The 14,003-nt window shown below is 39.4% G+C and carries 7 protein-coding genes and 1 pseudogene; 2 read left to right on the top strand and 6 right to left on the bottom strand.

The window, feature by feature from the left end:
• Together KO513_RS15180 and KO513_RS19830 are read left to right on the top strand one after the other, a co-directional pair.
• On the top strand, positions 1-1,752 hold the full coding sequence (locus tag KO513_RS15180; RefSeq protein ID WP_215914123.1) for a RagB/SusD family nutrient uptake outer membrane protein: 1,752 nt from the start codon (positions 1-3) through the stop codon (positions 1,750-1,752).
• A 51-nt stretch (positions 1,753-1,803) separates the two neighbouring features.
• Positions 1,804-1,899, top strand: a pseudogene (locus KO513_RS19830) (RagB/SusD family nutrient uptake outer membrane protein); the annotation flags it as partial.
• 176 nt (positions 1,900-2,075) lie between these two features.
• Here the strand turns inward: KO513_RS19830 and KO513_RS15170 are convergent.
• From KO513_RS15170 to KO513_RS15145, 6 genes are all read right to left on the bottom strand, one after another.
• A complete protein-coding gene (locus KO513_RS15170; protein ID WP_215914122.1) occupies positions 2,076-3,920 on the bottom strand; it encodes an arylsulfatase in 1,845 nt (614 codons plus the stop codon).
• Between the two features lie 3 nt (positions 3,921-3,923).
• Positions 3,924-5,489 carry a sulfatase family protein gene (locus tag KO513_RS15165; RefSeq protein ID WP_215914121.1) on the bottom strand — a complete coding sequence of 522 codons (1,566 nt, stop codon included), beginning with the start codon at positions 5,487-5,489 and terminating at the stop codon, positions 3,924-3,926.
• Between the two features lie 132 nt (positions 5,490-5,621).
• Complete coding sequence (locus KO513_RS15160) at positions 5,622-7,094, bottom strand: RagB/SusD family nutrient uptake outer membrane protein (protein WP_215914120.1); 1,473 nt, start codon at positions 7,092-7,094, stop codon at positions 5,622-5,624.
• Between the two features lie 14 nt (positions 7,095-7,108).
• Complete coding sequence (locus KO513_RS15155; RefSeq protein ID WP_252735864.1) at positions 7,109-10,150, bottom strand: SusC/RagA family TonB-linked outer membrane protein; 3,042 nt, start codon at positions 10,148-10,150, stop codon at positions 7,109-7,111.
• A 257-nt stretch (positions 10,151-10,407) separates the two neighbouring features.
• Entirely contained in the window at positions 10,408-11,901 is a 1,494-nt protein-coding gene (locus KO513_RS15150; protein WP_215914118.1) for a sulfatase-like hydrolase/transferase, read from the bottom strand.
• A 39-nt stretch (positions 11,902-11,940) separates the two neighbouring features.
• Positions 11,941-13,809, bottom strand: coding sequence for a sulfatase family protein (locus tag KO513_RS15145; protein ID WP_215914117.1), 1,869 nt, complete (start codon positions 13,807-13,809; stop codon positions 11,941-11,943).
• Between the last annotated feature and the right edge of the window lie 194 nt (positions 13,810-14,003).

Below are 14,003 nucleotides of genomic sequence, written 5' to 3'. Positions count from 1 at the left end.
ATGAGAAATAATAAAGCAATAAAAAAAATAAGCATTACAGTGCTGATGGCGTTCTTTATGACCTTTAGTAGTTGTGAAGAAAGCTTGGATATAGATGTAAGGGACTCTTTTGCCAGTGATTTGGTATTGAGTACACCAGAACAAGTTGAACTGTTATTACTTACTACGTATAACAGTACGGAATCATTTGGGGCCGGCACCCAATTTTGGGCACGTTACATGAATGTGGAGATAGCATCTCTTGAAGCTAGAATGAATTTCAACGCAGCAACACAAGCCTTGGACATCTTTAGAGTTCTTAGGGGTTGGTCTTCTCAAAATGTAGGACAGTTAGGTCAAAAATGGCAAGACCTTTATACCTATGTTAGACAAGCCAATGTGTTTTTAGAATTGGTTGAAGGTAGCGAGGCTCAAATAAATAATCCTGATGAAATAGAGGCCTTAAAGGCAGAGATGCGTTTTCTACGGGCTAATCAGTATTCAAAACTATTAAAGTTTTTTGGGGGCGTACCATTATTAACCTCGGCTACAACGCTAGATGACGACTTTAATATTCCACGTAATAGTTATCAAGAGGTGGTAGATTTTATAGTTAGTGAAATAGATGAAATCGCCCCACTTTTACCGCTAACTAGAGAAAGTGGTGAATTTGGTAGAGCCACAAGATTGGCTGCGTTGGCCTTGAAATCTAGAACTTTGTTATATGCTGCAAGTGATTTGCATGATCCGTCTATGGCTCCGCAAACATCTAATTTGGAATTGTACACCTATGACAAGGCCAACAAATGGCAAGATGCAGCGGATGCTGCTAAAGCGGTGATTGATTTAGTAGGGGACCGAGATTTGATAAGTACTCCAGATGCTAAGGCTTATCAAGAACTATTTTTATCAGCAAATCAAGATATCTTGTTCGCAAGACCTTTTGGGGGAACTGTTTTAGGCTTCGGTACCGATGTAACCACGCAACCTGACAATGCGCAATCGCCTAGAGGTTTTGATGGATGGAGTCTTTCTACGCCATTGCATAACCACACCTTAATTTATAATATGGACGACGGTAATACTACAGATAGTCCTTCCTATGATGCAGCAAACCCTTACGAGAATCGCGAAATGCGTTTCTACGCCAATATCAATTACCAAGGGGCTATTTTTAGAGGAAGACCTATTGATTACTCTATTTCTTTAGATAACACGGTTGTCGCAGATGGTTTAGATTCTTTTTCACAAGACCAACAAACCTTAGGGAACTTTAGACACGGTTCTACAACTGGGTATGCAATACGTAAATTTCAAAATGAGGCATTGGGTGCAGATGTAAAACAAGCTACCCCAGGAAGACCCTATATCATCTATCGACTTGCAGAAATTTATCTAAATTATGCAGAGGCTTCATTTAGATCTGGTGATGAAGAGACGGCAAGAAGATATGTAAGTAGGGTTTCAGAAAGAGCCTTGCAGCCAGCTATTACAGCTAGTGGTCCAGAACTATTAGAGGCAATAAAAAGAGAGCGACGGGTAGAGCTTGCCTTTGAAGGTCATAACTTCTTTGATGAAAGACGTTGGTTAAATGAAGATAATCTTGGTTTTGACGTAAAAGGTATGCGCTGGACAAAAGATCTTGATGAAAATACTTCTTTTGAAGAATTTACAATTGAAACAAGACCATTTGATAAAAAACAGTACTACTTACCAATACCGCAATCAGAAATAAATAGAACTGAGGCACTTATTCAAAATGAAGGATATTAATTAAAATTAAAAGCCGCAGACGGTAATTTAACCAATGAAGAATACACCGTAGTAGAAAGACCATGGTTTGATAGACAGTACTATCTGCCCATTCCACAGTCCGAGGTTGAAAAAGCTCCTTCAATGGTTCAAAATGCAGGGTACTAAGGCCCTTATACCTTAGAAAAGTTGTTTGTTGAGTTAGTTTGTAACCGGAGAGCCATAAGGCTCTCCGGTTTTTTTATACAAACCATAAGTCCTCTAACGCAATTGAAACTAAAAAAAAGGAACAATCCGTTTTACCGGTTGCTCCTTCTCTTCAATAACAATCAACATCATATGATTTATCTCGTTCGCTCTAATTTGGGTGATGCATCAACCTTTCTTAGATAGACATAGAAAGCTCCAAATCTAACATCATCCTCTCCAATGAAATCCGCATACAATCGCTTACGACCTTTTACCAAGTAGGCTTTAAAAGTTGCATTATCCGCTTTCATATTTACCGGCATATCCAAATGCAATGCATCAATATCTATACTTGCTTGTTTAATAGGAATTAAAACTCCTTTAGGCTTAGTGACATACCATTTTTCACGCTTGCCCAATTCGGGCATTGTAGCATCAAAACTGAGTTTGGATTCTTTTGGCCATCTTCTCAATTCAACTTCATAATATCCATCTTGCTGCACATCTATCATATAGAAGCCCTTTCCAAAAGCGGGTTGCTTTCCTGATTTAGGATCACGAATATATACTTGACTCCATGCTATAGGCTCCGAGCTATGTAGATCATGAACGGTAATAGTAGTTTCGGCTATGCCCTGTTCACCCACTTTATACGCTTCATAGTGCGAAAATTCACGAGATGTATATGCCCACCATTCCTCATAGGCATTCCGCATTTCTTTAACCTTTTCCGTGTGCTTTAATGCAATATCATTTTCTTGGCTTGGGTCTTTTTTAATATTGTACAGTTCTTTACCGTCTATAAGCCTCCATTCGTCATCCATAACAGCACTCATACGCCATTTTACAGGTTGCTGTAACCTATTATTGTCTACAACGCAATACCGATGCGGGGCGGTTTTTATTTCATTTTCCAATATAGGTGCCCAGCTTTTACCATCATAGCCAAGGTTGGGTACTTTTCCCAAGTCACATAAATCTATTAATGTGGGCAATACATCAAAATTCATGGCCAGCTGATCAATTGAGCGACCACCGGTTAGTTTACCATCCTTCCAACGCATAAAGAACGGCACTCTATGTCCGCCTTCATATTGTGAACCCTTGTGTCCCCTCATGCCTGCATTAAAACCTTCAACTTTACCATTTGCTTCTCTATGTCCGGTAGAAGTCCCGTTATCGGTCATAAAAATTAAAATTGTATTGTCCTTTAAACCTAGTTCATCCAGCTTTTTATCCAGAAGGGCCATATTATCATCAATATTGGTAATCATTCCGTAATATGCCTTTTGACCTTCGTTTATAGAAGTTTCCGTTTTGTACATCTCATAATACTCTTGGGGTACATTTAAAGGGCCATGAGGTGCATTCAACGATATATAAACAAAGAAAGGGTTATCTTTTTTTCGTTCTATAAAATCCATAGCTTCGGAGAAAAAGACATCTGTACAATACCCTTCAAATTTTTCAGGAGTACCATTTCTCCAGTACGTATCATCAAAATAATCATTCTGCCAATAATCCGGGGTTTGGCCTACACCTCCACCACCATGGACTACAGTTTCTTGAAATCCTCTATCCTCTGGACGGTAAGGAAAAGCGTCTCCCAAATGCCATTTTCCGTACATTCCCGTAGCATAGCCATTATCCTCGAAAACCTGCGGCATTAACATGAATTTCTCCCGAAGGAAATTACCTCCTCCAATGGTATGCCATACCCCGGCACGATTACCATCCGCTCCCGTAAGCAGGCCAGAACGGCTAGGCGCACAAGTAGTACCACTATGAAAATTAGTAAAATGAACACCCTCGTGATACATTTTATCCATTGAAGGTGTTTTTATAACCTTGTTACCATGGGCAGCAACATCTCCATAACCCTGGTCATCGGTTAAAATAATAATCACATTTGGCTTATCATCGCTCTGTGCCGCTACCATAGTACTTAAAAAGCAAAAGCCAAGTACCCATTTGTACGATACCTTCTTTAGTATTTTCATTTTTTAATTTTTATGAATGTTCTTATTTTTTCTGTTTTTGGCCTCTTGCTCCAGAAGCTGACCGTAATTGAGTTTACGGTATTTTTTCTTTAGGCTTTCCGGTGCTTTTCGGTCAAACAGAACCGCATATTTTGCGTAATCATTGGTCTGCATTCCGTCTTTTACCAAGCTCATGTATCGCTCATCATACAGCTTACGCATTTTATCCAGCTCCGTTTTGTACGTCTTATCCTGCGCCAGGTTGTGCATTTCTAGTTTATCTTTGGATATATGGAACAATTCTTCAGTGGGTTGCATACGCTCATCCGTATATTGCCAATAGATGTATTTGAAGTCTTTTGTAACCACGCTTAACGCCTGAATTTCATCATTGCCCCACATATTGGTCAATGCAATATGCTCTCTCTGTATACCCGCTTCCTTCTGTACCAACGGCACCAAATTTTCACCATCCATATTATCCGGCACCTGAACACCGGCATAGGCTAAAATGGTAGGAGCCATATCTATATTGGCCGTTACGGTCTTTCGTTTTACCCCTTGTTTATTCTTTGGTACTCTTGGGTCATAAATAATGAGAGGTGATCGTGAAGCTTCCTCATAAGGAAGTACTTTCCCGCCAAGGTTATGTGCACCACAACTATACCCATTATCACTGGTGAATATGATAATGGTATTTTTATCCACACCTTGTTCTTCCAGCGACTTACGAATCATACCGATAGCATAATCCACACCGTGAATCAGCTGATTATATTTTCTGATTGCTTCTTGATAGCTGTCTTCGGATTCGCGCCAGAAATTATATGAATTATACTGCCTACCTGATTTTGCCTGTGGCGCTAAATGTTTGGCATTTTCATCACCATAATTTTCAGGTTTTTTATACGTCTGCCCAGCATATACGTCATCAAAGAAAGGGTCTGGAGTAAAAGGTAAATGAGGTGCCTTAAAACTTATGGACATACAGAACGGTTTTCCCGAAGCTTTGGCTTCCTTTATAAAGTCTCCCGCCCAAGCGCCATACGCTCGCGTGCTATGTGGATACTTTTTTGCATACTGGGCTATAGTTAGATTATTGGCCGTCTCATAAAGTGTCTGCCCAGGGCCTCCACCCCATTCGTCAAAATAACCTACTGGAAGTCCATCTTCTATTTTTTCTGTTTTTGTCTCATCAAGAACAAAACCCACTTTACCCGCGAAACCTGTAAAATACCCTGCCTTTTGAAGTAATACCGGATAGGTGTTTTCAAATTTATCTACGGCCAAATCGCCATGCATAAAATTACAACCGGTCTTGTACTCATACATACCTGTTAGGATATTGGCCCTGCTTGCCATACAGATGGAAGTAGTATTATAATGGTTCAGGAATAGAACACCATCTTTGGCCAACTTATCCATATTCGGGGTTTTTACCTGATCATTACCGTAGCAACCTGTGGCTACACTGGTCTGATCATCGGAAAGAAGGAATATGATATTGGGTCTATCATTTTGTCCAAAAACATGTTTTCCAACCATGAACGAAATTAGAAACATTATAAAAACCGTATTTCTCTTTTTCATACCTCTATTAATTTATCTATAATCCTTACTCAGTTACAAATAGTTTCACCAAGTTATAGGTTATTCAATTTTTTTGAATAAAATGTACCCCTCTTACTTTTACCTAAGAGAGGTACATTCATAGTTCCGTTTTTAATACCCGGGATTTTGCACCAGTACTCCTTGTGACAAATCTATTTGAGACAAAGGTATAGGCATAATCTCGTGCAATCCTTTTTTAAAGCCCAAGGATCCTAGCAAAGCCTCTGCTCTATCCGTTCTAATTAGGTCATGATACCGGAAGCCTTCGCCTGCCAATTCAACCCTACGCTCGTGATAAATGGCATCCAACAAAGCCTGCCCGTTTAGACTGCCGTCCAAATCCGGAACAACGGAAGCATCATTATCACCTCTTGCTCTCTGCCTTACCTTATTTACATAGTTTATTGCAGTTGTGGGGTCTGTATTGTAAATAGCTTCTGCATACATTAAATACGCATCGGATAAACGAAGGATTCTAATATTGTTACCGCTATTTCCGTTTCCTCCAACCGAAGGTTTAGGGTTTTCACTAAATGGAGTTATTGAATATTTTTTGATATACCACTCCGTTCCATACCCTCCCGGGACATTGTAAAATGAAGCATCAAACCTAGGGTCGTTAGGTTCAAATTCATTTCTTAAGTCTTCTTTAATCTGAGAGAAACCAACACCACCTTTTTTTCTTGCACCGATCATACGTGGGATTAAGGTCCCCAACTTATCTGAATTGGAGGAAAAATTAATTTCAAAAATTGATCCTGTGTTCCACTCACCTGAAGGTTCAAAAATAGTGGCATAATCTGCTAGTACATATGGCAATTCAATTAGTTGCTCCCCGTACGTTTTAACCTGATCCATTTTATTTTGGTAAAGCGCTACTCGCATCATTAAACCAAGGGCGGCTCCTATATCTGCATGCCCTAAGAAATCGGCTCCTTTATCAAATCTAGAAGGCAATTCTGAAATTGCTTTTTTCAAATCCTCTTCAATGAACCTGTATGTCTCTTCTCTTGAAGAACGTGCCACATTGTATTCTCCCGGCTCCAATGGCGTATCTATTATTGGTACGCCTCCAAAAGTATTTACCAGGTCAAAATAATAATAGGCCCGTAAAAAATGTGCTTCGGCAATAATGTCCTTTTTTCTCTCTTCATCCTCAAATTCAATACTAGGTACATTTGCCAAAACTAAATTGGCATAAAGCACCCCTTTGTAGTTTACTTGCCACAGTTTTTCTACAGCAGAATTAGAAGTCGTAAGACTATATATTTCTTTTTCATACAGATGTGGGCCATCATTTACTCTGGCTCCTCCCTTTAAAATATCATCTGTTCCTATATCTCCAAAGACCAGATCATTGGCATTGGCCGCTCCAAAATTCTCACGGGCATACATCTCACGCATTGGAGAATAGGCCGCTGTTAGAGCTTGTTCCGCATCTACCGGAGATTTATAAAAATTCTCAATAGTGGGCTCTCCGGAGGGCACTACCTCAAGATAATCTTTACTGCATGAACTTAACGCAAAAATCAAAGCCAAGGAACAAAACTTTAGTCCGTTATTAATTGTTCTATATGGTATCATAATAAATGTCTTTTTTAAAATTTAATGTTCAAGCCCAAAGTGAATGTTCTTGCGGATGGGTACAATCCGTTATCAATACCTATGTCCAAAGGACTGGTGCCATTATCGGATGTATCTACACCTACCTCTGGATCCATACCCTCATATTTGGTAAAAGTGAGCAAGTTCTGTGCGGCCAAATAAATACGAAGACTTGAAATTGGCGTCTTGTCCAACATATCTTGCGGTAACGAATAGCCTAATTGTACATTCTTCAATCTTAGATAAGAACCATCCTTAACGTATCTACTGGATGATTTTGGCATGTTAACTCCATTGTTGGCAAAAGTTACTCTTGGCAAGGTATTGGATGTTCCTTCTCCTGTCCAACGGTTCAACATATTGGTAGACATATTGGTTCCCAAATCTGCTTCTAACCAGTAAATTGTGTGATTCAAAATATCGTTCCCTTGACTTCCTTGGAAGAACATTGAAAAATCGAACTGTTTGTAATTCATATCCAGATTCATACCATAGGTATAATCCGGAAAAGGCGAACCAATGTACTTTCTATCATCATCATTAATGATTCCGTCATCATTAAGATCTCTGTATTTTACATCACCAGGTTGGGTCTTAGGGAGTACCGCACTATTATCTACCTCATCTTGTGTCTGAAAAATACCGATCATTTCATATCCATAGAAAGAAGCAATAGGATGACCGGCCTCTGTACGACTATAATCTTTAGAACGGTTACTACCAATTAAGATACCGTCATCTGCTAAAGAAATAACCTTGTTCTTGACAAACGAAATGTTCCCTCCTAAGTTGAATGAAAAATCACCAAAACTCTTTCTGTAATTTGCGGTAAGTTCAAAACCTTTGTTCTCTATATCACCTGCATTTCCGTAAGGACTTGTCTTATAACCCGCTGTATTAAGAATAGGTATCGCCAAAAGCAGGTCAGTTGTATTCTTAATAAAATAATCTGCTGTAAGCGTCAGTGAGTTATTGAAAAGACCTAAATCAACCCCTACATTCTTAGTAACGGTAGTTTCCCACTTTAAATCTTGATTACCGGGTCTTAGAGGAGCTGCACCAACGGTAGTTAACTGATCTGCCCCATAAATATAATTTGTGTTTAGATTAAGGGTGTTGAAAGTTGAGGAATTAGGTATATTTTGATTACCCGTTTCTCCCCAACCTGCTCGAAACTTCAACTGATTTAAGAATCCAATATTATAAAAATGTTCGTTGTGAACATTCCAACCTAAAGCTACGGATGGAAACTTACCCCAACGTTGGTTTTCCCCAAAACGAGAAGACCCATCAAACCTATATGTAGCGGTTATTAAATAACGCTCATCATAGTTATAATTTAACCTCCCGAAAAACGAAAGTAATTTAGACTCGGATATACCACCATTGTTGGTAGAGGTAGATACATTTCCCGAACCCAAGGTTGGATTGGCAACACTTGAAGGAATCTCGCTACGCTCTGCCTGAACGTTATTAGCGTTTAAATTTTGGATTTCCTGTCCCAATAAAGCGTTAAAATTATGTTTGTCCTTAAAAACCTTTAGGTAATTAAGCGTATTTGAAAGTACCATCACCCTGTTTTCCGAACGGCTCAAAGTATAACTACTTACCGGACTGTTATAGGTTGGTCCCACAAAATATTCAGGCACGTAATTATCACTTTTTACATTTGTGATTTCCAACCCGTAATTAGACTTGAACTTTAAACCTTCCGCTAGATCCAGCTCAACAAATAAGTTGCCGAAAAAACTTTCTTTCTTACGATTTCTTTTTCCATATTCTACAAGGCCCAATGCATTAATGGCACTAGAATAACCGGGAATACCTAAACTCCCATCAGGCGCATAAATTGGAGAGACCGGATCGGTAACGTAACCAACAAAGGCCGCTCGTTGCCAGGGGTTACCACCCACCTCGGGAACGGATGTCCTGTCTGAATTAGAGTACTGAATGTTGTGTCCTACTTTAATTTTCTTCCCTACTTGATAGGTGTTATTTACCCTGAAGTTATGACGGCTATAGCCCGACTCCTTGAGTATACCATCTTGCGAAATATATCCGTAGGATATGTAATAAGTAGATTTTTCACTCCCTCCGGAAATGGATAATTGGTGGTCTTGAATAAACCCGGAACGGTAAGCGGCATCTTTCCAATTATATGTAGGCAAAGCCCCTGGATTGGCCAACTCTGGATCTATAGCGGTTCCATCATTTGTATTTGCCTCATTAACCAGCATGGCCCACTGCGGCCCCGTAAGAACATCTAAATTATCTATTTTGTTCTGTACTCCGGTATATACGTTGTAGGATACCGTAGTCTTACGTTTAGACCCTTTTTTTGTTTCAATTAAAATAACCCCGTTCGCTCCTCTTGACCCATAAATTGCAGTTGCCGAGGCATCTTTAAGGACATCTATAGAAGCAGCATCTGCCATATTAAAGTTGGCAATATCATTAATAGGTACACCATCAATAACATATAAAGGGTCTGAGTTGTTAACCGTTCCCGTTCCTCTAATTCTTACCGTTGGGCTAGCTCCCGGGGCGCCCGAAGTTCCCGAAACCGTAACACCTGCCGCCCTACCCTGTATGGCTTGATCCAAGGAAACGGTATTGGTTTTTTGAATGTCATCTGTACTAATGGAGGAAATAGAACCTGTTAAATCTTTCTTTTTCTGTACCCCGTACCCAACTACCACAACTTCTTCCAAAGCCTGTGCGTCCTCTTGCATGGTTACATTAAGGTCTGCGCCTGATACGATTACTTCTTGTGGCTTGTAACCTATGTACGAGAAGACCAAAGTGGCTCCTTTTGATACATCTTGAAGCACAAAATTACCATCAAAATCTGTAGTTGTTCCCTTTGATGATTCCTTTAAAAATACATTGACGCCAGGCAATGGACCTTGGCTATCGGAGACGGTTCCTTTTACTGTTTGGGCCTGCGCAAAAGCACTAAAAAAGGCCAACAATAAAAAGCACCAAAATTGACAAGAAAAACGTGTGTTCTTCACAATTAATCTAGTGAGTTTCATAAGCATTATTGTTTGAGTTTTTTTGAGTTGACCAAATTGATAATATTACCCACGGAAAAATGCAACAATTGTTTTTATCCATAGAACAACTTGCCATATTGCCAAATACTTATAAAAATTAGGTCTTCTCTCGGTAGTGACACTTGGGAAAGGTTACCATCTTTATCCGCCACCGTATACCTAACAATAATTCTGAAACCAAAAGAGCCTTGCTATTCTAGCAAGGCTCTTTTATTAGTTCATTCTAAAATTGCTTCTTAGTCTCCTTCAACCACAGGTAAATTAATTACATCTGGCGATGGTATATCCAAAGGCCTTAAAAATGGGTTGCGCATGGCAGGCATCTCATTTCTAAAATTTATGTAGGCGTCAAAAATAGTTTGCATGACCTTGGGGTTTTGCTTACTTACATTTGTAGTTTCTGCAATATCGTTTTCCAAATCAAAAAGGTAATGTTTGTTGTCCTCTACCAAGAACTTCCATTTTCCCATTCGTGCGGCACCCATTCTATTGGCATACCAAAATAGGGTTTCATGGGGTTGTGTGTCATACCCGCCCCTAATAAAAGGCAATAGGTTTACCCCATCCAATATCGTTTTATTCGGAATTTTAACATCCGCAGCCGCACATAAGGTTGGATATAAATCTAAAGTGCTAACTGGTTTTTTAAACGTTACGTTCTGTTCTAATTGCGCAGGCCAACTTATAATGTACGGCACACGTATTCCAGCTTCCCACATATTACCTTTAAAGCCTGAAAGTTGCCCTCTTTGCCCTAATAAGTGATAAGGAGTATCCTTTGGCCACCAAGTGGGCAACGACAGATGAATGGGATTGGCAGGGCCGTTATCGCTAACGAACACAATAATGGTATTATCCCGTAATTTTTCTTTCTCGAGGTAATCCAAAATACGCCCTACGTTATCATCAATAGCTAGAACCATAGCTGCGTACAATTTCATGGCCTCAGACTTAATATGGCTTACCCTGGGCAGGTCCGATTTTTTAGCCTGAAGTGGTGTATGTGGCGCATTGAAGGCTAGGTAAAAGAAAAAAGGTTTCTCTTTATTCTCTTCAATAAATTCAATGCATTGCCTTCCACAACGATCCGTTAGATATTCTTCCCCTGGCCTTTCAGGACCCCATAACATCGGTGTCCAACCTCCTTTTGGTTTGGAATTCTCCCCTGGTTTATCATCTACCCCCAAATACTTTCCCGTCGGTTCCGGAAAATAATTGGAACCTGATGAAGTAAGGGAATAATTATAATCAAATGTAGTTTTAGGATAGCCTTGAAGGTTTATTTTACCTGCCATAGCGGTAACATAGCCTGCATCCGAAAACGCTTGATTAATGAATTTTTGGTCATTAGGAACAATCTGCTCATCTTGGCGATGCTTCATTTTCCATGTATCATGGTTCCATTGTACTCCAAAGCGCTGTTGATAGGCTCCTGATAACAATCCGTGTCTACTGGGAGAACAAACCGGAGCAGAAACGTAACCGTCCGTAAAGCGTACCCCTTCATTTACCAAACGGTCTATATTAGGTGTCGAAAAAAGTTCATTGCCATAAGAAGACAGGTCTCCATACCCCAAATCATCAACATTGATTAGAATAACATTTGGCCGTTTAACGGTCTCAATGTTCTTTTTCTTTCTTTGGGCCGTAGCTATAGTTCCAGACACAAAAAAAGCTAGCAGCAGTAAACCTGTTAAACTTTTGCCGTATGCTCTTTTTAAATGTAACATGATGTTTCTTTTAATTATGAACAAATAATTCTTGGGGAGTTATTTCATTTCAGGATTCAAAAACTCCAAACGACGAAGAACTTCTGACTTCTCAGTTCTAAACTCTGGGTTTATCTTACTAATATCAATTGGAAATTCATATCCATAATCATACGAACCAAGAAGTACTATTGAATTTAAAATTAACAAGGCTTCTGTCTCATGTTTAGCGGAATAAAGGGCTTCCAACATAACAGGAACAGGGTCTCCCGCTTTAGTGATACCTAAAAACTCCGCAGCTCTAACTTTATTTACACCTTGATCATCATTCTGTGCTATTTTTTCTATTTCCGGAGTTAAGCTTTTCAATTCATTTCCAAAGCTGCTGCAAACAATCAATGCCCAATATCGCTGCCATGGGTCTGAAGAAACCAGTAATTCCTTTAACTTGGTTTGGGCCGTTGCAGCATCTTCTAACATTATATTTGCCGTTGCCACATAATCTTGAATCTCCTTTTTATGTGCTCTACCAAACTTTACGGGATTACTAAAAGCATTTTCCACTAAATAGAACTCGGGGTAAAAAGATAAATCCGGCATACCCTCTACCCAATCGTTTAGAAGTCCACGCATTTCTAAAAGCTTTATGTCAAAATTAGGGTCGGCGGCCAAATTCACGGTTTCATAAGAATCGTTCTCTACATCAAAAAGCATTTCAGGTGTACGTGATTTGAAAAAAGTAGACTGTTTATCATTTAATGCTCCTTTTTCGTACATTTTTTCCCACTCGCGATAGGCTGCTTGCTGGTAACGGTAATTATTCATTAACCCATCAAAATTAAAGGGCTGGTAGTTTCTTATGTATTTGTATTTGCCCTTACGAACGGAGCGTACCATATCATACTTTTCGTCAAACCTATCGGCATAACCATAAGCAACATCTTCTTTGCTCAATTCTTCTGTGTTAACATCCTTACCCAAAAACGGTTTACCGTCTATTTGTTCCGGAATTTTAGCACCGGCTAAGTTCAGTACAGTTGGGGCCAAATCTATAAAGCTCACAAAACGGTCTGTTTGGCTTCCTGATTTTAAGTCCACCATGTCTTTATAGTTCTCGGGAATCCTGACCACCATAGGCACATGAAGTCCGGTTTCATATAAATACCCTTTACTTCCTGGTAATACCCCACCATGGTCTCCGTAATAAAAAATGAATGTGTTTTCTAGCTGTCCATCGGCTTCCAAGGCTTTTACGACCTCCCCCAATTGACCGTCCATTTCCACAATTTTATCACGATAGCGTGCATTAGTGTACCTGAACAATTCCGTATCCGGATGGTTAGGTTGCACCTTATAATCATTAACTTCAGCTTGCGTAGGCGAATCGCTTAAATCACTCTCTGGAAAATGTAGTCTGGATTCGTGGGTAGTTCCAATATTATGCACATAGAAAAAAGGCTGGTCCCCTGAACGGTTTTTCCAAGTTGCTTTTCCCGATGATTCATCCCATGCATCATCACTTTTAACAAAATTATAGTCTTCTTTACTATTGTTTGCGGTATAATATCCGACATCTCTTAAATAAGCAGGAAACATTCGTAACGAGTCCGGCATAGGAACCAATTCCGACCTCCTATGATACTGAGCTCCTGTCCTGGGCGCATAACACCCTGAGATTATAGTTGAACGTGCTACACTACAAACAGGAGCATTTGAAAAGGCACGGTTAAACTGTATGCCATGCTGGGCCAATGCCTCAATATTGGGAGTTTCAATACCATTTTCATCAAACATTTTTAGATAATGTTTGGAGTTATCCTCTGAAACGATCCAAACTATATTTGGTGGTTTTTGATGGGTTTCCTGTTGCCCTTTGCACGCAATATTGATTATTAAAATAAAAACTGGGAGCACATATTTAAGCTTCATAACTAGCTATAGTTTAAAAAATGAAAGTCTGGTTGTAACAATAAACAATCTTAATACTTCAAAAATGTCAATTATCTTTATAATACGGTAAGACTTTTGGCTTGAATAGTAGAACAAAAGTCTTTTGTGTAGAATTAGTTTAGTTCTTCTGGTCATATTTATCCTAGAAAAGTATCTATAACCAAAAAATATCA

Origin of the sequence: Zobellia sp. B3R18 (assembly GCF_018860715.1) — a bacterium.
Lineage (GTDB): Bacteria > Bacteroidota > Bacteroidia > Flavobacteriales > Flavobacteriaceae > Zobellia > Zobellia russellii.
Note: the sequence above shows the minus strand (reverse complement) of the source record. Positions and strands in the feature narration are given on the sequence as shown.

Excerpts from the sequence above, each read along its gene's own strand:
- KO513_RS15180 (WP_215914123.1), top strand. The coding sequence starts at position 1 with ATGAGAAATAATAAAGCAATAAAAAAAATAAGCATTACAGTGCTGATG.
- KO513_RS15145 (WP_215914117.1), bottom strand. The coding sequence starts at position 13,809 with ATGAAGCTTAAATATGTGCTCCCAGTTTTTATTTTAATAATCAATATT.
- KO513_RS15150 (WP_215914118.1), bottom strand. The coding sequence starts at position 11,901 with ATGTTACATTTAAAAAGAGCATACGGCAAAAGTTTAACAGGTTTACTG.
- KO513_RS15155 (WP_252735864.1), bottom strand. The coding sequence starts at position 10,150 with ATGAAACTCACTAGATTAATTGTGAAGAACACACGTTTTTCTTGTCAA.
- KO513_RS15165 (WP_215914121.1), bottom strand. The coding sequence starts at position 5,489 with ATGAAAAAGAGAAATACGGTTTTTATAATGTTTCTAATTTCGTTCATG.
- KO513_RS15170 (WP_215914122.1), bottom strand. The coding sequence starts at position 3,920 with ATGAAAATACTAAAGAAGGTATCGTACAAATGGGTACTTGGCTTTTGC.
- KO513_RS15160 (WP_215914120.1), bottom strand. The coding sequence starts at position 7,094 with ATGATACCATATAGAACAATTAATAACGGACTAAAGTTTTGTTCCTTG.